The organism is Streptomyces sp. NPDC003036 (assembly GCF_040611175.1).
Lineage (GTDB): Bacteria > Actinomycetota > Actinomycetes > Streptomycetales > Streptomycetaceae > Streptomyces.
Genome location: NZ_JBEXNO010000060.1, coordinates 1 through 20,035, shown reverse-complemented (window position 1 = coordinate 20,035; position 20,035 = coordinate 1). Strand labels below are relative to the sequence as shown.

The following is a 20,035-nucleotide window of genomic DNA, read 5'->3' as shown; positions in this document are numbered from 1 at the left end:
CGGGGAGCCGTCTCAGAGGCGGCAGGCGTGGATCTCGGTCGTCAGGATCGCACGCGCGCCGAGGGCGTACAGGTCGTCCATGATCCGCTGCGCCTCCCGGGCGGGGACCATGGCGCGCACGGCGACCCAGCCCTCGTGGTGCAGCGGGGAGACGGTCGGCGACTCCAGGCCCGGGGTGAGGGCGACGGCCTGCTCCAGGTGCTCGACGCGGCAGTCGTAGTCCATCATCACGTAACTGCGGGCGACCAGGACGCCCTGGAGGCGGCGCAGGAACTGCTGCACCTTCGGGTCGTCGGACGGGGCGCCGGTGCGGCGGATGACGACCGCCTCGGACTTCAGGATCGGCTCGCCGATGACCTCCAGGCCCGCGTTGCGCAGGGAGGTGCCGGTCTCGACGACGTCGGCGATGACCTGGGCGACACCGAGCTCGATGGCGGTCTCGACCGCGCCGTCGAGGTGGACGACAGAGGCGTCGATGCCCTGGTCCGCGAGGTGCTTGGCGACGATGCCCTCGTAGGAGGTCGCGATCGTCATGCCGCCGAAGTCGGCGGGGCCGCTCGCGGTGCCGGGCTTCGTGGCGTACCGGAAGGTGGAGCGGGCGAAGCCGAGCTGGAGGATCTCCTCGGCGTTGGCGCCGGAGTCCAGCAGCAGGTCGCGGCCGGTGATGCCGATGTCGAGCTTGCCGGAGCTGACGTAGATGGCGATGTCGCGGGGGCGGAGGTAGAAGAACTCGACCTCGTTCTCCGGGTCCACCAGCACCAGCTCTTTGGACTCCTTGCGCTGCTGGTAGCCGGCCTCATGGAGCATCGCCGACGCAGGTCCGGACAGTGAACCCTTGTTGGGGACGGCGATGCGCAGCATGGGGTGGGCTTCCTAACTGTGAAAAGGAGGTTCTCGGTGAAAGAGGAGCGGGCTCAGAGGTGGGCGTAGACGTCGTCGAGGGAGATCCCGCGCGCCACCATCATCACCTGGACGTGGTACAGCAGCTGCGAGATCTCCTCGGCGGCGGCGTCCTTGCTCTCGTACTCGGCGGCCATCCAGACCTCGGCGGCCTCCTCGACGACCTTCTTGCCGATGGCATGGACGCCCTTGTCCACCAGCTCGGCGGTGCGGGAGGTGGCGGGGTCGCCGGTCTTGGCCTTGAGCTCCAGCTCGGCGAAGAGCTCTTCGAAGGTTTTGTTCGCCATGATGGTCCTAAGAGTACGGGGTGCCAAAAGGCGGGCGCGTAGCGCCTCCGTTGACGGGGTGGTGGGCGACGGGTGGGCCGCTCAGCGCCAGGGTTCGCTCACCGTACGCAGTGTGGCGGCGGTGGCGACGGCGGCGGTGACGGCCTCGTGGCCCTTGTCCTCGTGGGACCCCTCCAGACCGGCGCGGTCGAGGGCCTGCTCCTCGGTGTCGCAGGTCAGCACGCCGAAGCCGACGGGGACGCCGGTGTCGACGGAGACCTGGACGAGCCCCTGGGTGACGCCCTGGCACACGTACTCGAAGTGCGGGGTGCCGCCGCGGATGACGACGCCGAGCGCGACGACCGCGTCGTAGCCGCGGCCGGCGAGGACCTTGGCGACGACGGGGAGCTCGAAGCTGCCGGGGACCCGGAGCAGGGTCGGCTCGTCGATGCCGAGCTCGTGCAGGGCGCGCAGGGCGCCGTTGACGAGGCCGTCCATGATCTTCTCGTGCCACTGGGCCGCGACCACGGCGACGCGGAGGTCGCCGCAGTTCTTCACGCTCAGTTCGGGTGCACCCTTGCCGCTCACGTGCGTACTCTCCTCGTGCTTCGTTCTCGGGGTTACTGGTTGTTGCAGGGGGACGCGCCGGCGGCGGCGTCGAGCCAGGGCAGGTCGTGGCCCATCCGGTCGCGCTTGGTCCGCAGGTAGCGCAGGTTGTGCTCGCCGGCCTGGACGGGCATGGGCTCGCGGCCGTTGACCGTGAGGCCGTGCCGGACCAGCGCGCTCATCTTCTCGGGGTTGTTGGTCATCAGCCGCAGGCTGCGTACGCCGAGGTCGGCGAGCATCTGCGCGCCGGCGGCGTAGTCGCGGGCGTCGGCGGGCAGGCCGAGCTCCAGGTTGGCGTCGAGGGTGTCGCGGCCGCGCTCCTGGAGCTCGTACGCGCGCAGCTTGGACAGCAGGCCGATGCCGCGGCCCTCGTGGCCGCGCAGGTAGACGACGACGCCGCGGCCGGCTTCGGTGACGCGGCGCATGGACTCCTCGAGCTGGGGTCCGCAGTCGCAGCGCTGCGAGTGGAAGATGTCGCCGGTCAGGCACTCGGAGTGGAGGCGTACGAGGACGTCGTCGCCGTCGCCGACCTCGCCGTGGACGAGCGCGACGTGCTCCACGCCGTCGACGGTGGAGCGGTAGCCGTATGCGGTGAAGTCGCCGTACGCCGTCGGGAGGCGGACCTCGGCCTCACGGCGGACGGTGGGCTCGTTGCTGCGGCGGTAGGCGATCAGGTCCTCGATGGAGATGATCGTCAAGCCGTGCTTGCGGGCGAAGGGCACCAGCTCGGGCAGGCGCAGCATCACGCCGTCCTCGCCCGCGATCTCGACGATCGCGCCGGCCGGGCGCAGCCCGGCGAGGCGGGCGAGGTCGACGGCGGCCTCGGTGTGGCCGTTGCGGACGAGGACGCCGCCGGGCTGGGCGCGCAGCGGGAAGATGTGGCCGGGGCGGACGAAGTCCGACGGCTCGGAGGTGCCGGCCGCCAGCAGCTGGAGGGTGGTGGCGCGGTCGGCGGCGGAGATGCCGGTGGTGACGCCGTGGACGGGGGCCGCGTCGACGGAGACGGTGAAGGCCGTCTTCATCGACTCGGTGTTGTCGGTGACCATCTGCGGCAGCTGGAGCCGGTCGAGCTCGTCGGCCTCCATGGGGGCGCAGATCAGGCCGCGGCACTCGCTCATCATGAAGGCGACGATCTCGGGGGTGGCCTTCTCGGCGGCGATGACGAGGTCGCCCTCGTTCTCCCGGTCCTCGTCGTCGACGACCACGACGGGGCGGCCGGCGGCGATGTCGCGGATGGCCTGCTCGACGGGGTCGAGCGCGAGATCGGTGGCGTCCCAGATGCTGAGGGCGGTCATGCCGCGTTCCTTTCGTTCTCCCCCATGGCCTTCGGCCAGAGGGTGCCCCCATCTCCGCCTGCGCGGCGCAGAGGTGCGGGCATCACGTTCGTCTGCGACCCGGCGGCCGCGCACGCGTCGCTCACAGGAGTGCTCCTTCCAGGGCGGGAGTGCGCGTCCGAAGCCACCAGTCGCGCATGCCCCAGATGACGAGGGCGAAGTAGATCACGTACACCAGGCCGGAGAAGGCGAGGCCGCTGCTGAACGCGAGGGGGACGCCGACCAGGTCGACGAGGAGCCAGGCGAACCAGAACTCCACCAGGCCACGGGCCTGGGCCACCATCGCGACGAGCGTGCCGACGAAGATGTACGCGTCGGCCCAGGGGCTCCAGGAGAGTGTCGGGTACAGGGTGAACAGCCCACCCACGGCGAGGGTGCCGAGGACGGCCCCGGCCAGCAGCAGCCCGCGCTCCTTCCAGGAGGCGAACCGGACGGCGATGGAGCCGTCCTGTGCCTGTTGCCTGCCCTGGTGCCACTGCCGCCATCCCCACAGGGCGACGCCGATGACCAGGAGCTGCTTGCCGACACCGCCGCTGAGCTGGGCGGAGGCGTAGGCGGCGATCAGGATGCCCCCGGAGAGGAACTGCGCGGGCCAGGTCAGGATGGAGCGGCGCCAGCCGAGCGCGAGGGCGATCAGGCCGATGGTGTTGCCGAGCATGTCCGACCAGAGGATGTGCTGGCCGAAGGCGGTGAAGGCCTCGGAGTTGAGCCAGTTCACTGGGCTGCCTCCCGGCTGCGGTCGCCGAGCATGCGCTCGACGTACTTGGCGATCACGTCGACCTCGAGGTTCACCGGGTCGCCGGGCTCCTTGATGCCGAGCGTGGTGAGGGCGAGGGTGGTCGGGATGAGGCTGACCGTGAAGTGGTCGGGGCCCGCGTCGACGACGGTGAGGCTGACGCCGTCGACCGTGATGGAGCCCTTCTCGACGACGTAGCGGCTCAGCTCCGCCGGGAGGGAGATCTTGATGATCTCCCAGTTCTCGGAGGGGGTGCGCGCCAGGATGGTGCCGGTGCCGTCGACGTGGCCCTGGACGATGTGGCCGCCGAGGCGGTCGCCGACCGCCATGGGGCGTTCCAGGTTGACGCGGGAGCCGGGACCCAGGGCTCCGAGGCTGGAGCGGTTCAGCGTCTCGGCCATCACGTCGGCGGTGAACTCGCCGTCGGCGGTGTCCACGACGGTGAGGCAGACGCCGTTGACGGCGATCGAGTCGCCGTGCTTGGCGCCCTCGGTGACGAGGCGGCCGCGCAGACGGAAGCGGGAGGCGTCGCCGAGGCGTTCGACGGCGGTGACCTCACCCAGCTCTTCGACGATTCCGGTGAACACGCTCAGCGCTCCTTCGATGCGACGGTGGCGACGGTGGCAGTGATACGAAGATCGGGGCCGATGCGGACGGTCTCGGTGACGTCGAGCCGCAGCGCGTCGGTGAGGGTGGTGATCCCGGCGTCGGCGAGGGCGGCCGGGCCCGCGCCGAGGAGGACCGGGGCCAGGTAGGCGACGACCTTGTCGACGGCCCCCGCGGCGACGAAGGCCCCGGCGAGGGTCGGGCCGCCCTCCAGGAGTACGGAGCGGACGCCGCGGTCGTGCAGGGCGGCGAGCAGCGCCGGGACGGACAGCCCCCGGCCGTCGGCCGAGCGGGGCAGCCGCACGGCCTCGGGCAGGTGGGTCTCGGCGTCCTCGGCGACCGCGATCAGGGTCGGCGCGGCGTCGTCCAGGACGCGGGCGCCGGGCTTGACGGCGGTGGCCTCGGTGTCGACGACGACCCGCAGCGGCTGGACGGCGCCCTCGATACCGCGTACCGCGAGGTGCGGGTCGTCCGCGCGGGCGGTGCCGGCGCCCACGACGACGGCGTCGGCCTCGGCGCGCAGCCGGTGGACGTCGGCGCGGGACTCCGGGGAGGAGATCCAGCGGCTGGTGCGGTCCTGCGCGGCGATGCGGCCGTCGAGGGTGGCGGCGTACTTCCACAGGACATAGGGGCGGCCGAGGCGTACGGAGGTGAGCCAGGCGGCGTTCCCGGCCTCGGCCTCGGCGGCCAGGACTCCGGGGACGACCTCGATCCCGGCGGCGCGCAGGGTGTCGGCGCCGCCGGTGGCCTGGGGGTTGGGGTCGGCGACCGCGTACACGACCCGGGCGATGCCGGCCTCGATGAGGGCCTGCGCGCAGGGGCCGGTGCGGCCGGTGTGGTTGCAGGGTTCGAGGGTGACGTACGCGGTGCCGCCACGGGCGAGGACCCCGGCCTGGCGCAGGGCGTGGATCTCGGCGTGCGGGCCGCCGGCGCGCTCGTGCCAGCCGGCGCCGACCTCGTGTCCGGAGGCGTCGAGGATGACGCAGCCGACGACGGGGTTGGGGCTGGTGGAGCCGAGTCCGCGGGCGGCGAGTGCGAGGGCGCGGTGCATCGCGGCGCGGTCGGCGCTGTCGGCGTCTGCCGTGCCGGGCACGTGGGCGTCCGCTGCGGGGGCCACCGGGTCCTCCTGCCTCTTCGGGCGCGGACTCCGGGGCCTGTCGATGACGACAGGGAGCGGGACGACACCATCGCACAGGGATGCCGAGGCCGACGGGACCGGGCGCCGGGAAACCGGCGACCAGCACACCTACGGCCGGCACACCCACTGAAGGGTCGCCCGCCGCGCACTGCCTCCCATCCGGACTTTCACCGTCGGTCCAGGAATTTCACCTGGTCAACCGGCCACTGGATGCGGCCGGGTCGCGGACTGTAACCGCCGGTTCGGAATTACACCGACCCCGGAGTGCGCTGCTGCTGATACAGGGCAAGTGTGCCACGGACGATCGTCGGTCACGCGGGCGAATGGTGTGTCCTGACTCACAGACGGGCCGGCGGGCCGTCGACCCGTCGATCGGTGGTCCAGACCTATTGACCCGTTGGTCTAGTCCTTTTAATCTCTGCGTCACCCGCCGGTGTGCGCACACCAGGGCCGAACACGACCCATCCCCTTGCCAGTTGTGTGCCCTGAACCTCCACAGGAGGAACCGACCGTGCTGTCCCCCACACACAGACGAGCCACGCTGCTCGCATCCGGCGTCGCCACCGCCGGGCTGCTGCTCGGCTCGCTGACCGGTGGCGTCTCCCACGCCGCCACCGACCACGAGAGCTGTCGCCCCGACGGCCTGTACAAGACCTCCGGTGTCGACGTCCCGTACTGCTCGGTCTACGACACCGAGGGCCGCGAGAAGATGGGCGCCGACCATCAGCGCCGCGTCATCGGCTACTTCACCGGCTGGCGCACCGGCAAGGACGGCACGCCCGCCTACCTCGCCTCGAACATCCCGTGGGACAAGGTCACCCACATCAATTACGCCTTCGGTCACATCGACTCGGCCAACAAGCTGTCGGTCGGCACGGACGGCCCGAACAACGCCGCGACCGGCATGACCTGGCCGGGCGTCGCGGGCGCGGAGATGGACCCCTCGTACGCGTACAAGGGGCATTTCAACCTGCTGAACAAATTCAAGAAGCAGCATCCGGACGTCAAGACGCTGATCTCGGTGGGCGGCTGGGCCGAGACCGGCGGGTACTTCGACGACAGCGGCAAGCGCGTCAACTCCGGCGGCTTCTACACGATGGCCACCAACGCCGACGGCTCGGTGAACCAGGCGGGCATCGACACCTTCGCCGACTCGGCGGTCGCGTTCATCAAGAAGTACGGCTTCAACGGCGTCGACATCGACTACGAGTACCCGACGTCGATGAAGGACGCGGGCAACCCGCTGGACTACTCCGTCTCCAACGCCCGCCGGGCGGGGCTGGTCAAGGGCTACGCGGCCCTGATGAAGACCCTGCGCGAGAAGCTGGACAAGGCGGGCGCGGCCGACGGCAAGCACTACCTGCTGACCGTCGCGGCGCCCTCCTCGGGCTACCTGCTGCGCGGGATGGAGACCTTCCAGGTCCAGAAGTACCTGGACTACGTCAACATCATGTCCTACGACCTGCACGGCGCCTGGAACGAGTACGTCGGCCCGAACGCCTCGCTCTTCGACGACGGCAAGGACGCGGAGCTCGCGGCGGCGAACGTCTACGGCAGCCAGCAGTACGGCGGCATCGGCTACCTCAACACCGACTGGGCGTACCACTACTTCCGCGGCTCGATGCCGGCCGGGCGCATCAACATCGGCCTGCCGTACTACACCCGCGGCCACAAGAACGTGCAGGGCGGCACGGACGGCCTGTGGGGCAAGGCGGCCGCGACCACCTGCCCGGCCGGGTCCGGCCTGACCAAGTGCGGTGACGGCGCGGTCGGCATCGACAACCTGTGGCACGACAAGGACGACAACGGCAAGGAGTCGCCGGCCGGCTCCAACCCCATGTGGCACGCCAAGAACCTGGAGAAGGGGGTTCTGGGCGACTACCTGAAGAGCTACGGCTTCCCCGCCGACACCCGTCTGACCGGCACGTACACGCGCAAGTACGACTCGACGCTGGTCGCGCCGTGGCTGTGGAACGCCGAGAAGAAGGTCTTCCTGTCGACCGAGGACGAGCAGTCGGTCGCGCGCAAGGCGGACTACGTCGTGGACAAGGGCATCGGCGGCACGATGGTGTGGGAGCTGGCCGGCGACTACGGCTGGAACGCGGCCAAGGGGCAGTACGAGCCCGGCTCCACGCTGACCTCGCTGATGTACGACAAGTTCAAGGCGGCCACGCCGTACGGCGCGAAGGTCGCGAACAAGGCGCTGCCCACCAAGGCCGTCCACATCGGTGTGGAGTTCGGCGAGTTCAAGCTCGGTGACTCCAACTACCCGATCACGCCGAAGGTGAAGATCACCAACCACACGAAGACGACGCTGCCGGGCGGTACGGAGTTCCAGTTCGACTACTCCACGTCGGCCCCGGGCAACGCCTCGGACCAGTCCGGCTTCGGCACCAAGGTGATCAGCAGCGATCACACCGGGACCAATGTGGGCGGGCTCAAGGGTGACTTCCACCGCGTGTCGCTGAAGCTGCCGGCGTGGCAGACGCTGGCGCCGGGTGCGTCGGTGGAGCTGTCCTTCAACTACTACCTGCCGGTGTCGACGCCGTGGAACTGGACCGTGAACATCGGCGGCACGACGTACGCGCTGGCCGGGGATCTGGCGCGGGGCACGACGGTGGTCGAGCCGGGCTCGGGCACCGGTCCGTCGCCCGACCCGACGAACCCGACCCCGACTCCCACGCCGACGCCGGGTGCGTGCACCGCACCCGCGTGGAGCGCGGCCACCGCGTACGGCTCCGGCACCACGGTGTCCCATGCGTCCCGCACCTGGAAGGCGAAGTGGTGGACGAAGGGCGAGGAGCCCGGCACCACCGGCGAGTGGGGTGTCTGGCAGGACCTCGGCGCCTGCTGACCCGGTAGCGGGACGGAGCCCGGCGGCGGATGAACGGCCCTTGCCGCCGCCGGGCCTCTTGGCGTTGGCCGGCGGCCCGCGCGGAACTCCTCAGCGCGTGGTGCCGAACAGCTCGTCCTGCGCCCGGTCGCGGACGGTCAGCAGTGCACCGCGCAGGACCGCCGCACCGCCCAGGGCGCTCGCGCGGACCTCGGTGCGCAGCGGCGAGAGGGCGGCCAGTCGGGTCTCGACGCGGGCGGCGAGGGCGGGGCCGCCCGCGAGGCCGATCTCGCCGCCCAGGACCACGCAGCCGGGGTCCAGTACGGCGCTGACCGCGGCCGCGCCGAGGGCGATGCGTTCGGCGAGCGCGTCCAGGAAGGCGCCCGCGGCCGGTGAACCGGTCTGCGCGAGTGCCGTGCGGACCGCCGCCGCGCCCGGCGGTTCCTGGCCCCCGGCGGTGTCGTCGGCCTCGATGGCGTACCGGCTCGCGAGCGCGTGGATCGCCGCGGAGCCCGCCAGCGCGTGGAAGCCGCCGTCGCAGCCGGTCGCCGACGGCAGCCCGCCCGTGCCCGGCACCGGCAGGAAGCCGATCTCGCCGGCGCCGCCGGACGCGCCGCGCCGCAGCCTGCCGTCCAGGACGACGGCCGCGCCGACGCCGTGACCGAGCCACAGCAGGACGAAGGTGTCGCGGTCGCGCGCGGCGCCTTCGCGCTGTTCGGCGACGGCGGCGACATTGGTCTCGTTCTCGACGTGGACGGCCACACCGGGCAGGCGCTTCTGCAGGACGGGGACGAGCCGCCGGTGCCAGGCGGGAAGTTGGGCCGAGTCGCGCAGTTCGCCGGTGGCCGGGTCGACGAGTCCGGGCGCCCCGATGCCGATGGTGTGCAGCCGCGCGGCGCCGGCCTTGCGGGTGGTGCGCTCCAGCAGGGCCGCCGCGCGCTCGACGGCCGGCTCGTCGCCGAGGCCCTCCATGGGTAGTGACGCCTCGGCCAGAGGGGCGCCCAACAGGTCGGTGACGACGACGGAGACGCTGCGGGTGCGGACGTCGAGGGCGGCGAGGTGGGCCCTGTCGGCAACGATCCCGTACAGCCGGGCGTTCGGGCCGCGCCGGTCGCCGCCCGTCTCCCCGACGACCTGGATCAGTCCGGCGTCCTGGAGCCGTTCCACCAGGTCGGCGACGGTGGGCCGGGACAGCCCGGTCAGCTCCTTCAGCCGACCCGCCGTCAGCGGACCCTCCTCCTGGAGGAGTCGCAGCGCGAGCCGGTCGTTGATGGCCCGGGCGGTGCTGGGCGATGCGGGCATGCCGTCATCCTCTCAGGGCTCGTCATACCAACTTACTATCAGGCAGGCTTCCTGATAATTTACGGGACCGGGAAACGACGGGATGGACGGAGGGGCCGATGGCACAGGACGTGGCGTTCGGCAAGGAGCGGCTGAAGCGGGCACGGTACGCCGTGGCCGCCGTCTTCTGTGTGCACGGCGCCGTCACCGGCAGCTTCGCCACCCGCATCCCCTGGATCCAGGAGCACGCCGGGGTCAGCGCGGGCCAGCTCGGCCTCGCGCTCGCCTTCCCGGCGATCGGCGCCTCGCTGGTGATGCCGCTGGCCAGCGCGATCAGCCACCGCTTCGGCGCCCGCGCCGCGCTGCGCGGCCTGCTCGCGCTGTGGACCCTCTCACTCGCCCTGCCCTCCCTCGCGCCGAACGTCTACGCGCTGTGCGCCGCGCTCTTCGTCTACGGCGCCACCGCCGGCATGTCCGACGTGGCCATGAACGCGCTGGGCGTCGAGGTCGAGAACCGCCTCGACAAGTCGATCATGTCGAGCCTGCACGGCATGTGGAGCGCGGGCGCGCTGATCGGCTCGGCCACCGGCACACTCGCCGCGCACCTCGGCGGCGACGCCCGGCTGCACCACCTCGTCGCGGCGATCGTCCTCACCGTCCTGGGGGCGGTGTTCTGCCAGGGCGTACTGGACCTGCGCAGCGCGCCGGACGAGGAGCCGCCGCCGCGGTTCGCGCTGCCGCCGCGCTCGGCGCTGGTGATCGGCCTGGTCGGCTTCTGCGGTGTGTTCGCGGAGGGCGCCAGCCTGGACTGGTCGGCGGTCTACCTGAAGGAGCAGCTCGGCACGTCGGCGGGTCTCGCGGCCGCCTCCACGACCGCGTTCGCGCTGACCATGGCGGTGACGCGGCTGGTCGGCGACAAGGTCGTGGACCGCTTCGGCGCGGTGCGCACGGTCCGCGTCGGGGGCCTCGCGGCGACGCTCGGCGGCGCCCTCGTGGTGCTGGCGCCGCATCCGGCGGTGGCACTGGCGGGCTTCGGGCTCATCGGGCTCGGCGTCGCCGCCGTCGTACCGCTGGCCTTCGCCGCGGCCGGGCGCAGCGGCCCGAACCCGAGCCAGGCGATCGCGGGCGTGGCCACCATCACGTACACCTCGGGCCTCATCGCCCCCTCGGCGATCGGCGGTGTGGCCGACGTGACGTCGCTGACGGTGTCGTTCGGCCTGGTCACGCTGCTGGCGTTCGGCCTGGTCCTGGGCGCGGGCGTGCTGCGCACGGGCGACCGGACGGCGGCCCGCTCGGATGCGGGCGCGGAGGCCCGGCGGTAGCGAGGCAGTCCGCACAGGCACGTCCGTCCAGGTTCGTAGGAAAGTCGCACTACCATGGCGACCGGTCTTTTTCGGCCGCTCCCCGGCCGGGACCCGGCCGCGAGGCCGCGGCCGCCGAACCGGAGAACGAACCGGAGAAGTGGAGCCACCCCCATGAACCTCGGCGTGCGCTGGAGCCTGCACGGCGACGGCCGGACCCCCGCGCCCGGAGCCGTCGTCCGGCCCGACGAGCGGCTCTCCTGGCCGCGTACGGTCGGCCTCGGCGCACAGCACGTGGTGGCCATGTTCGGCGCGTCGTTCGTGGCGCCCGTCCTGATGGGGCTCGACCCGAACCTCGCGATCATGATGTCCGGCGTGGCGACGGTCGTCTTCCTGCTCGCCACCCGGGGCAAGGTCCCCAGCTACCTGGGCTGCTCGCTCTCCTTCGTCGGCGTGGCCGCCACCATCCGCGCCACCGGCGGCGACAGCGCCACGGTCACCGGCGCGGTGCTGGTGGTCGGCGCCGTGCTGTTCCTGGTGGGGCTGGCGGTACGGCGGTTCGGGGCGCGGATCATCCACGCGGCGATGCCGCCGGTGGTGACGGGCGCCGTCGTCATGCTGATCGGGTTCAACCTGGCGCCGGTCACCGCGTCGACGTACTGGCCGCAGGACCAGTGGACGGCGCTGCTGGTGATGCTGTTCACCGGGCTCGCGGTCGTCTGCCTGCGCGGCTTCTGGTCACGCGTGGCGATCTTCCTGGGCCTGATCTTCGGCTACGCCGTCTCCTGGTTCTTCGACCTGGCCTTCGGGAAGATCCACTCGCCGCTGGGCGGCCCCGAGGCCGTCGACCACTGGCGCCTGGACCTGTCCGGCGTGGCCAAGGCCGACTGGATCGGCCTGCCGTCCTTCCACGCCCCCGCCTTCGAGTGGTCCGCGATCCTCGTCGCCCTCCCGGTCGTGATCGCGCTCGTCGCGGAGAACGCCGGGCACGTCAAGGCCGTCGGCGAGATGACCGGCGACCCTCTCGACGACAAGCTGGGCACCGCCATCGCCGCCGACGGCGCCGCGTCCGTGCTGTCCACCGCCGTGGGCGGCCCGCCGAACACCACGTACTCCGAGAACATCGGCGTCATGGCCGCCACCCGCGTCTACTCGACCGCCGCCTACTGGGCCGCCGCGGGCTTCGCGCTCCTCTTCGGCCTCTGCCCCAAGTTCGGCGCGGTCGTCGCCGCCATCCCCGGCGGTGTCCTGGGCGGGATCACCGTCATCCTGTACGGCATGATCGGCCTGCTGGGCGCACAGATCTGGATCAACGCCAAGGTCGACCTGCGCAGCCCGCTCAACCTGGTCCCGGCCGCAGCGGGCATCATCATCGGCGTCGGCGGCGTCAACCTGAAGATCACCGACAACTTCGAGCTGGGCGGCATCGCGCTCGGCACGATCGTCGTCATCACCGGCTACCACGTGCTGCGCGCCTTCGCACCGGCCCACCTCAAGGAGCAGGAACCGCTGCTGGACTCGGGCACGTCCGCGTACGACACCGACGAGGGCGGTCAGCCGGTCGCCAAGTCGTAGGCGTCGTCGGCGGAGAACTCCCCCGGCGATCCCGGCTCCGGGAGCGCGCCGGCCGAGGCTTCGGCCACGCGGACCGTGTCGCTCCGCCCGCCGCCGCGCCCCGATCTGTGCGCGCACGCCCGACACCGTGAGATCCCCCTCCCCCGAAGGCGCCTTCCCAAGGCCCTTCCCCCCCGGCCGGCGGTTCCCCCGTTTCGGGGAAGCCCCGGCTCGATGGCACCCCCGGAGGCGTACCTACTGCGACCCTGCACCCATGGCACAGACCCAGCAGTTCACGTCGGCGGCCGGCTCCGTCGACCCCGTGGTGGCCCGGATGCGGGCGCTGCGTTCGCTGTGGCCGGAGAGCGACGGGGTGGCGGTCTTCAACCGGGTCTATCTGGCGGTCACCGAGGAGATCGACCGGCACATCGACGCGGGCTGTTTCGCGGACCGGCGGGCCGCCGTCACCTTGGACGTCCGCTTCGCGGAGCGCTATCTCGCGGCGGTGGACACGGTCGCCGCGGGCGGGCGCCCGCCGGAGTGCTGGCGGCCGCTGTTCCAGTACCGCCGCCATCCCGGCGTACGGCCGCTGCAGTTCGCGCTCGCCGGCATCAACGCGCACATCGGGCACGACCTGGCGCTGGCGGTGGTGGACACCTGCCGTACGCTCCGCTGCGAACCGGCCGCCCTGGAAGGGGAGTTCGATCGCGTGGGCGACATCCTCACGCTGCTGGAGGAGCGCATCCGCGAAGAGGTGATGCCGGGCCCCGACCTGCTGGAGGTCGCGGACCCGCTGACGCATCTGCTCGGCTGCTGGAGCCTGGAGCGGGCCCGCGACGCGGCATGGCTCGCGGCCCGCTCCTTGTGGCAGCTGCACCGGTTCCCCGGCCTGCCGGAGCTGGCCGAGGAGTTCACCGAACGCCTCGACCGCTCCGTGGGCCTGGTGAGCCGGATGCTGCTGACCCCCCTGGGGGCTCCCCCCAGGGGTCCCCTCTGCGCTCAGTCCTCCGGCAGCTCGACCGGCGCGATCTCGTCGTAGACGTCGCCCGGGCCCGGGTTGGACGGGTCGGTCTCGCCGCCGAAGTGGTGCATGACGCCCCACACGGCGTTCAGCGCGGTCTGCACGGCGCCCTCGGCCCAGCCGGCCGTCCACGAGATGTCGTCACCCGCGAGGAAGATGCCCCGCTTGTCCTCGGGCAGCCGGTCCTGCATGAAGTGCGTGAACAGGCGGCGCTGGTAGCGGTAGTGGCCGGGCAGGTTGGCCTTGAACGCGCCCATGAAGTAGGGCTCGTTCTCCCAGGACACGGTCACCGGGTTGCCGATGATGTGCTTGCGGATGTCGACCTTCGGGTAGATCTCGCCGAGCGACTTGAGCATGACCTCCATGCGCTCCTGCGCGGACAGCGGGAGCCACTTGAGGCTGTCGTCGCACCAGGTGTACGAGAGGCAGATGACGGCCGGCTTGTCCGGGCCGTCGTCCAGCAGGTACGTGCCGCGGGTCATGCGGTCGGTGAGCGTCATCGACATGACGTCCCGGCCGGTCTCCTCGTCCTTGTCCAGCCAGAAGGGGCGGTCGACCGGGACGAAGAGCTTGGACGACTCCATGTAGTGGGTGCGCTCCATCGCCGTCCAGTGGTCGATGGGGAAGAGCGAGTCGTCGCAGGCGATCTTGGACAGCAGCATCCAGGACTGGGCGGTGAAGATCGCCGCCTGGTACGTGCGGATGTCGCCGTTCGCGTCGGTGACGGTGATGCGGTTGCCGGCGGTGCGGTGCAGGCGGGTCACGGCGGGCTTGGGGTCGCCGCCGTGCAGCTTCGCCAGCGAGGTGCCCTGCTCCCAGTGGACGATCTTCTCCGGCTCGCGCTCCCACAGGCGCAGCGGCAGCTGCTGCGAGCCGCCGACGATGCCGCGGTGGTGGTCGTCGGCCTCGGTGTAGACGACGCGGAGGATCTCCAGGATGGAGTTGGGGAAGTCGGTGTCCCAGCCACCGGTGCCGAAGCCGACCTGGCCGAAGATCTCGCGGTGCCGGAAGGACTTGAAGGCCTCGGACTCGCACAGGAAGCCGTAGAAGGTCTGGTTGTCGAGCTTCTCGACGAGCTTGGCCCAGATCTCGCGGATGCGCGGGACGTCGCGCTCGCGCATGGCGCGGTTCATGTCGGAGAAGTCCGCGCCCTCCTCCAGGCAGTCGTTCCACGCCTTGGCGACGTCGCGGTAGACCTGCGGCAGGTCGTCGATGGTCTCCGCGTAGTGGGACTCGCCCTTGAGGTCGACGACGGTCGACGGGGTGGCCTCGGCCAGCGGGTTCGGGAACGGCCGGGTCTCCAGGCCCACCAGGTCGATGTAGTGCTGGAGCGCGGTCGAGGAGGGCGGGAAGCGCATGGCGCCCATCTCGGCGGTCAGGCCCTCGGTGCCGGTGCCCTCGAAGCCGACGGTGCGCAGGCGGCCGCCGATCTGGTCGGCCTCGTAGACGACCGGCTTGAGGCCCATCTTCATCAGCTCGTACGCGGCGACGATGCCGGAGAGCCCGCCGCCGATGACGGCGACCTCGGTGCCGTGCTCGGTCGCGGGTATCTGGCCGAGCCCGGCCGGGTGGGCCAGGAAGTCGTCGTACGCGTACGGGAAGTCCGGTCCGAACATGGTGATCGGCGGCTGCGCGTCGGTGTGCTGGACGGCGGTGGGCACCGTGGACGTCATGGGGTACGGACTCCTTGCACGGGTGAAGAAAGAGGGGCGAGCGGGGGCTCGGGTCAGGGGGCTCAGATCAGCGAGGTGTAGAGGCCGGGGCGGCGGTCGCGCAGGTAAGGGTTGGCCTCGCGCGAGGCCCGCAGCAGCTCGGGGTCGGCGTCGCCGGTGACCAGCTCCTCGGCGCGGCCCGCGCGGGCGCGGGCGGTGCCGTCGGGGCCGGCGAGGGCGGACAGGCCGACGAACTCGAAGTCGCCCTCCTGGCCGATCCGGTTGGCGTACGCGATGTACAGCTGGTTCTCGAAGGCGCGCACCGGTACGACGGACTCGGCGACGACCTCGGCCGGGTGCATCAGTGCGGTCGGCACCAGGAGGAGGTCGGTGCCGGCCAGGGCGTGCGCCCGGACGTTCTCGGGGAACTCCACGTCGTAGCAGATCATCAGGCCGACGCGCAGGCCGCCGAGCTCGGTCTGGACGACGGGCTGGTCGCCGGGTGCGAACGAGTCGGTCTCGAAGCCGCCGTAGAGGTGGGTCTTGCGGTAGCTCAGCAGCCGGGTGCCGTCGGGGCCGATCAGCTGCGCGGAGTTGTACACCTTCTCCCCGTCGCGCTCCGGGTAGCCGTAGGCGACGGCCACGCCGTGGCGTACGGCGATGTCGGCGATCGCGTCGGCCCCCTCACCGTCGGCGGGCTCGGCCAGCCGGGCGACGCCGTCGCCGATCGCGTACCCGGTGAGGAACATCTCGGGGGCGACCAGCAGGCCGGCACCGGTGGCGGCGGCACGGGCGGCGGCCTCGTCGAGGACCTTGAGGTTGGCGGCGACGTCACCGGGCTGTCCGGAGCTCTGGAGCAGGGCGGTGCGCAGCGGCGGCATCGGCAGACCTCAGTCGGGGTGCGTGAACGGGGAGGAAAAGAGCGTCGAGAAGACGTTCAAAACGGTACGGTCCGGCCTTCTCCCCGGACAAGGCGTGAGCGTTGCGGACCGACGATCGATCCATTGCGTGGATCTACCCCTCCGCGGAGATTCATTGCGCGCCGCCGCGCCCGGCCCCCGTGGGACCGGCCGCGCACGCGCGAGCGCCGCGGCGCTGCCCTGGCGACCGCGGCGGTGGAGGAGGGGGGAGGCTTCGTACGGGAGCTACGCCGGCGAGCCGGACGAGAAGCGGCGCAGCAGCGGGGAGAGGACCAGGACCGACTTGGTGCGCTCCACGAACGGCTCGCCCGCGATCCGCTCCAGCACCCGCTCGAAGTGGCGCATGTCGGAGGCGAAGACCTGGACGATCGCGTCCGCGTCACCGGTGACGGTGGACGCGGACGCGATCTCGGGGTAGCGCTCGAGACCGCGCTGGATGGTCTCGGGCGAGGTGTTGCCGCGTGCGTAGATCTCGATGAAGCCCTCGGTCTCCCAGCCGAGCGCCGCCGGGTCGACCCGCACCGTGAAGCCGGTGATGGCGCCCTCCGCCCGCAGCCGGTCCACGCGCCGCTTGACGGCGGGCGCGGACAGGCCCACGAGCGAGCCGATGTCGGCGTAGGAGCGGCGGGCGTCCTCCGCCAGGGCGTGGACGATGCGTTCGTCGAGATCGTTCAGTCGCACTACGGGTGGGTCACTTCTCTGCGGTGGCCAGTCTGGAGCGGCTCATGCCGTACACGAAGTAGACCACGAGACCCACGGCCATCCAGATACCGAAGTAGACCCAGGTGATCATGTCGAGGCTGTACATGCTGTAGCCGCAGAAGAGGAAGCCCAGCACCGGGAAGACCGGGCCGAACGGCACCTTGAAGGTGCGCGACAGTTCGGGCCTGGTGAAGCGGAGCACGACGACCGCGATGTTGACCAGCGCGAAGGCGAACAGCGTGCCGATGCTGGTGGCGTTGACGAGCTCGCCGAGCGGGATCGCCGCGGCGAGGATGCCGCAGAAGAGCGAGACGATCACGGTGTTGACGCGCGGGGTGCCGGTCTTGGGGCTGACCTTGCCGAAGACCTTCGGCACCAGGCCGTCGCGGGACATCGCGAAGAGGATGCGGGTCTGGCCGTAGAGCACGGTCAGGACGACGCTGGCGATGGAGATGACCGCGCCGGCGGCGAGCAGGGTGCCCCAGAAGCTCTGACCGGTGACGTCGTTCATGATCGCGGCGAGCGAGGCCTCGGAGCCCTCGAACTTCTTCCAGTCCCAGGCGCCCACGGCGACGGCCGCGACGAGCACGTACAGCGCGGTGACGATGACCAGCGAGAGCATGATCGCCCGCGGCAGGTCGCGCTTCGGGTCCTTGGCCTCCTCGCCGGCGGTGGAGGCGGCGTCGAAGCCGATGTACGAGAAGAAGAGGATGGCGCCCGCGGCACCGACGCTGCTCACGCCGAGCGGCATGAAGTCGGAGTAGTTGCCGGACGAGAAGCCCATGAAGCCGATGGCGCAGAAGAGGACGAGCGCCGCGATCTTGACGGCCACCATGATGGTGTTGGCGCGGGCGGACTCCTTGGCGCCGCCGAGCAGGAACACCATCGCCAGCATCACGACGATCAGGGCCGGCAGGTTGAATATGCCGCCCTCGCCGGGGGGCGCGGTGAGCGCCGCGGGCAGGGTGACGCCGACCGTGCCGTCGAGGAGCTGGTTGAGGTAGTCGCCCCAGCCGACGGCCACGGCGGCGACGGACACGCCGTACTCCAGGAGCAGGCACCAGCCGCAGACCCAGGCGACGAGTTCGCCCATCGTTGCGTACGCGTACGAGTACGACGAGCCGGCGACGGGGATGGTGCCCGCCAGCTCGGCGTACGAGAGGGCCGAGAAGAGCGCCGTGAGACCGGCGAAGACGAAGGCCAGGGTGACGGCCGGGCCGGCCAGCGGGACGGCTTCGCCGAGGACGACGAAGATGCCGGTGCCGAGCGTGGCACCGATGCTGATCATGGTCAGCTGCCACATGGAGAGCGAGCGGCGGAGGCTGCCGCCCTCACCCTGCCCACCCTCTGCGACCAGCACGTCCACTGGCTTGCGCCGGGTGAGAGCGGAGAGCCCGGACGCCTTGGGCGCGGATGGCTCGGTGGCGGGAGGGGCTGCGCCTTGGTCCAGCACTGCGGTGGCTCCTTCATCGCTGCGGGGGTCGGCGACGGCGACTCCGCGGCGGCTCACGGGGCGCAGCGCGCAACCCGCGGGGGAAGGGGACCGCCGAGCAGGCGGTCGCCGCCACTCCTGGTACGGGGCACGAGCCTAAGCGCCGAGCTTCGCGCTTGTAATGCAGCGTTGTTGCGCATCGACGCATGATCATTGCGCACTTGGGGCACGGACGGGGAAACATTGCGCCCTGCCGCACGAATCGACACATTGGGGCCGGGAGCAGGCACTTTTCACCGGCACGAGGAGATCCGTATGAGGTGGCTGGACCCGGCGCCGTTTCTGCGCGGTACGGCCTGGCTGGACGAGGCGGACGACGGCCGCGTCGCGGTGCGCGCAGCACCGGACGTGCTGCCCCGGCTGCCGTGGGACACCGCCCAGCGGGCCGCGCTGCCCATCGGGGTGCGCCTGGAGTTCACGGCGTCACCCGGCACCCGCGCCGTCGAGATCCGCTACCGGACGGCCGTACCGGAGGGCGGCCGCGACCACGCGGACGGCGAGGCGGGACCGGACGGCCGCCACGGTGACGGCGCGGACGCGCTGCGCGCGCTCGGCCACTGCTTCGCGCTCTGGCAGGGCGACCGGTGCGTCGGCGAGACGTGTACGAAACCCGAGGACGGCGCCGAGGAGACCGCGATCACCCTGGAGCTGCCCGAAGCCCGCCCCGGGCCCTTCACCGTCCACCCGCCCGAGGCCCTCGGGCCCGTGATCCTCGGGGTGCGGGCGGTCGGCGGCGGCATCGTGCCCGCCGCGCCGCGGCCGCGTTGGGTGGTGCACGGCGACTCGATCACCGAGGGCTGGTGGTCGACCCGCCCCGCGCACGCGTGGCCCGCCGTCGCCGGGCGCATGCTCGGCGTGGACGCGGTGAACCTCGGCTACGCGGGCTCCGCGCGCGGCGAGCTGCCGGTGGCCGAGCAGCTCGCGGCCCTCCCGGCCGAGCTGCTGACCCTCGCCTTCGGCACGAACTGCTGGTCCGGCACCCCGCACTCCGCGCCACTGCTGTACGAGACGGTGCGGGCGTTCGTCGCGCTCGTACGGCGCGGCCATCCGGACACGCCGCTGCTGGTGGTCTCGCCGCTGCTGCGCCCGGACGCCGAGGCCACGCCCAACGCGCTGGGCGCGACGCTGTCCCAGCTGCGGACGGCCATGGAGGAGGCCGTACGGGACCTGGTCGCCGCCGGGGACGCGCGGCTGTCGCTGCTGCCCGGCCGCGACGTACTGCGGCCGGAGCACCTGGTGGACGGGCTCCACCCCGACGACACCGGCCACGCCCGGATCGCGGCGGCGGTGGCGCGGGCGCTGCGCCCGTACGCGGGTCGGGGCGAGTCGCCGCACCAACCGGAATGAGCGCGCGAACTCGGGGTAGGGGCGCCTTCGGTCGGTGACATCACTCCGAGGAGGTTCAGTCGTGCTGATGGCACATCCGACGGTCCTGCGCAAGCTCGTGGCGCGGTACGAGGAGTTGACCGCGGCGGCGTCGGCGTCCGCCCCGGATCCGGCGCTCACGCGTCAACGCGAGGACACGGCCTACACCTTGTGCGTGTCGACGGGGACCCGGGACGTGCAGGACGCCCTGCGGGTGGCGAGACGAGCGCTGGAGGCGGGAGGCGGCTCCAGTTCAACCACCGCGCCTTCGGCGACCGCTACGTCACCGACGGACTGTACGGCCTGATCAAACTCCGCATATTCGCCG

General features: G+C 71.7%; 18 protein-coding genes and 1 riboswitch. Of the genes, 6 read left to right on the top strand and 12 right to left on the bottom strand.

From position 1 onward, the window contains the following. Positions 1-12 precede the first annotated feature (12 nt). The 7 genes from hisG to ribD all read right to left on the bottom strand — a co-directional run bounded on the left by hisG (position 13) and on the right by ribD (position 5,499). Complete coding sequence (gene hisG, locus ABZX67_RS30985) at positions 13-861, bottom strand: ATP phosphoribosyltransferase (RefSeq protein ID WP_355367287.1); 849 nt, start codon at positions 859-861, stop codon at positions 13-15. Between the two features lie 53 nt (positions 862-914). Continuing rightward, the gene (locus ABZX67_RS30980; protein WP_355367284.1) at positions 915-1,187 is read right to left on the bottom strand and encodes a phosphoribosyl-ATP diphosphatase; all 273 of its coding nucleotides are present in this window, start codon (positions 1,185-1,187) and stop codon (positions 915-917) included. Positions 1,188-1,268: 81 nt separating this feature from the next. Further along, positions 1,269-1,754, bottom strand: coding sequence for a 6,7-dimethyl-8-ribityllumazine synthase (ribH, locus tag ABZX67_RS30975; RefSeq protein WP_355367281.1), 486 nt, complete (start codon positions 1,752-1,754; stop codon positions 1,269-1,271). A gap of 32 nt (positions 1,755-1,786) precedes the next feature. Further along, on the bottom strand, positions 1,787-3,067 hold the full coding sequence (locus ABZX67_RS30970; RefSeq protein ID WP_355367278.1) for a bifunctional 3,4-dihydroxy-2-butanone-4-phosphate synthase/GTP cyclohydrolase II: 1,281 nt from the start codon (positions 3,065-3,067) through the stop codon (positions 1,787-1,789). A gap of 121 nt (positions 3,068-3,188) precedes the next feature. After that, positions 3,189-3,764: a nicotinamide mononucleotide transporter family protein gene (locus ABZX67_RS30965; protein WP_355367330.1), complete on the bottom strand. Its 576-nt coding sequence runs from the start codon at positions 3,762-3,764 to the stop codon at positions 3,189-3,191. A gap of 56 nt (positions 3,765-3,820) precedes the next feature. Further along, positions 3,821-4,429 (bottom strand): riboflavin synthase, encoded by a 609-nt coding sequence (locus ABZX67_RS30960; RefSeq protein WP_355367275.1) that lies wholly within the window; start codon positions 4,427-4,429, stop codon positions 3,821-3,823. A 2-nt stretch (positions 4,430-4,431) separates the two neighbouring features. Next, a complete protein-coding gene (gene ribD, locus ABZX67_RS30955) occupies positions 4,432-5,499 on the bottom strand; it encodes a bifunctional diaminohydroxyphosphoribosylaminopyrimidine deaminase/5-amino-6-(5-phosphoribosylamino)uracil reductase RibD (RefSeq protein ID WP_355367327.1) in 1,068 nt (355 codons plus the stop codon). Between the two features lie 228 nt (positions 5,500-5,727). Beyond that, a riboswitch (FMN riboswitch) is annotated at positions 5,728-5,858 on the bottom strand. Between the two features lie 239 nt (positions 5,859-6,097). Here ribD and ABZX67_RS30950 point away from each other — a divergent pair. Next, positions 6,098-8,440: a chitinase C-terminal domain-containing protein gene (locus ABZX67_RS30950; RefSeq protein ID WP_355367272.1), complete on the top strand. Its 2,343-nt coding sequence runs from the start codon at positions 6,098-6,100 to the stop codon at positions 8,438-8,440. Between the two features lie 90 nt (positions 8,441-8,530). Here the strand turns inward: ABZX67_RS30950 and ABZX67_RS30945 are convergent, their stop codons facing one another. Beyond that, positions 8,531-9,721 carry an ROK family transcriptional regulator gene (locus tag ABZX67_RS30945; protein ID WP_355367270.1) on the bottom strand — a complete coding sequence of 397 codons (1,191 nt, stop codon included), beginning with the start codon at positions 9,719-9,721 and terminating at the stop codon, positions 8,531-8,533. Positions 9,722-9,819: 98 nt separating this feature from the next. Here ABZX67_RS30945 and ABZX67_RS30940 point away from each other — a divergent pair, with 98 nt between their 5' ends. The 3 genes from ABZX67_RS30940 (at position 9,820) to ABZX67_RS30930 (ending at position 13,594) form a co-directional block, all read left to right on the top strand. Beyond that, positions 9,820-11,022, top strand: coding sequence for an MFS transporter (locus tag ABZX67_RS30940; RefSeq protein WP_355367267.1), 1,203 nt, complete (start codon positions 9,820-9,822; stop codon positions 11,020-11,022). A 153-nt stretch (positions 11,023-11,175) separates the two neighbouring features. After that, positions 11,176-12,576 carry a solute carrier family 23 protein gene (locus tag ABZX67_RS30935; RefSeq protein WP_355367264.1) on the top strand — a complete coding sequence of 467 codons (1,401 nt, stop codon included), beginning with the start codon at positions 11,176-11,178 and terminating at the stop codon, positions 12,574-12,576. Positions 12,577-12,829: 253 nt separating this feature from the next. Beyond that, the gene (locus ABZX67_RS30930; protein ID WP_355367261.1) at positions 12,830-13,594 is read left to right on the top strand and encodes a DUF5995 family protein; all 765 of its coding nucleotides are present in this window, start codon (positions 12,830-12,832) and stop codon (positions 13,592-13,594) included. Here the strand turns inward: ABZX67_RS30930 and ABZX67_RS30925 are convergent. The 4 genes from ABZX67_RS30925 to ABZX67_RS30910 form a co-directional block, all read right to left on the bottom strand. Beyond that, the gene (locus ABZX67_RS30925) at positions 13,555-15,249 is read right to left on the bottom strand and encodes an NAD(P)/FAD-dependent oxidoreductase (protein WP_355367259.1); all 1,695 of its coding nucleotides are present in this window, start codon (positions 15,247-15,249) and stop codon (positions 13,555-13,557) included. The two genes, ABZX67_RS30930 and ABZX67_RS30925, sit on opposite strands and share 40 nt — an antisense overlap. Positions 15,250-15,311: 62 nt before the next feature. Further along, positions 15,312-16,109, bottom strand: a complete 798-nt coding sequence (locus tag ABZX67_RS30920; RefSeq protein ID WP_355367256.1) for a carbon-nitrogen hydrolase family protein — start codon at positions 16,107-16,109, stop codon at positions 15,312-15,314. Between the two features lie 264 nt (positions 16,110-16,373). Beyond that, positions 16,374-16,829, bottom strand: coding sequence for an Lrp/AsnC family transcriptional regulator (locus ABZX67_RS30915; protein WP_031078195.1), 456 nt, complete (start codon positions 16,827-16,829; stop codon positions 16,374-16,376). 10 nt (positions 16,830-16,839) lie between these two features. Then, entirely contained in the window at positions 16,840-18,303 is a 1,464-nt protein-coding gene (locus ABZX67_RS30910) for an amino acid permease (protein WP_355367253.1), read from the bottom strand. Positions 18,304-18,597: 294 nt separating this feature from the next. Here ABZX67_RS30910 and ABZX67_RS30905 point away from each other — a divergent pair, with 294 nt between their 5' ends. Further along, the gene (locus ABZX67_RS30905; RefSeq protein WP_355367250.1) at positions 18,598-19,689 is read left to right on the top strand and encodes a GDSL-type esterase/lipase family protein; all 1,092 of its coding nucleotides are present in this window, start codon (positions 18,598-18,600) and stop codon (positions 19,687-19,689) included. 67 nt (positions 19,690-19,756) lie between these two features. Then, entirely contained in the window at positions 19,757-20,014 is a 258-nt protein-coding gene (locus tag ABZX67_RS30900; RefSeq protein WP_355367247.1) for a DUF5133 domain-containing protein, read from the top strand. Positions 20,015-20,035 lie beyond the last annotated feature (21 nt).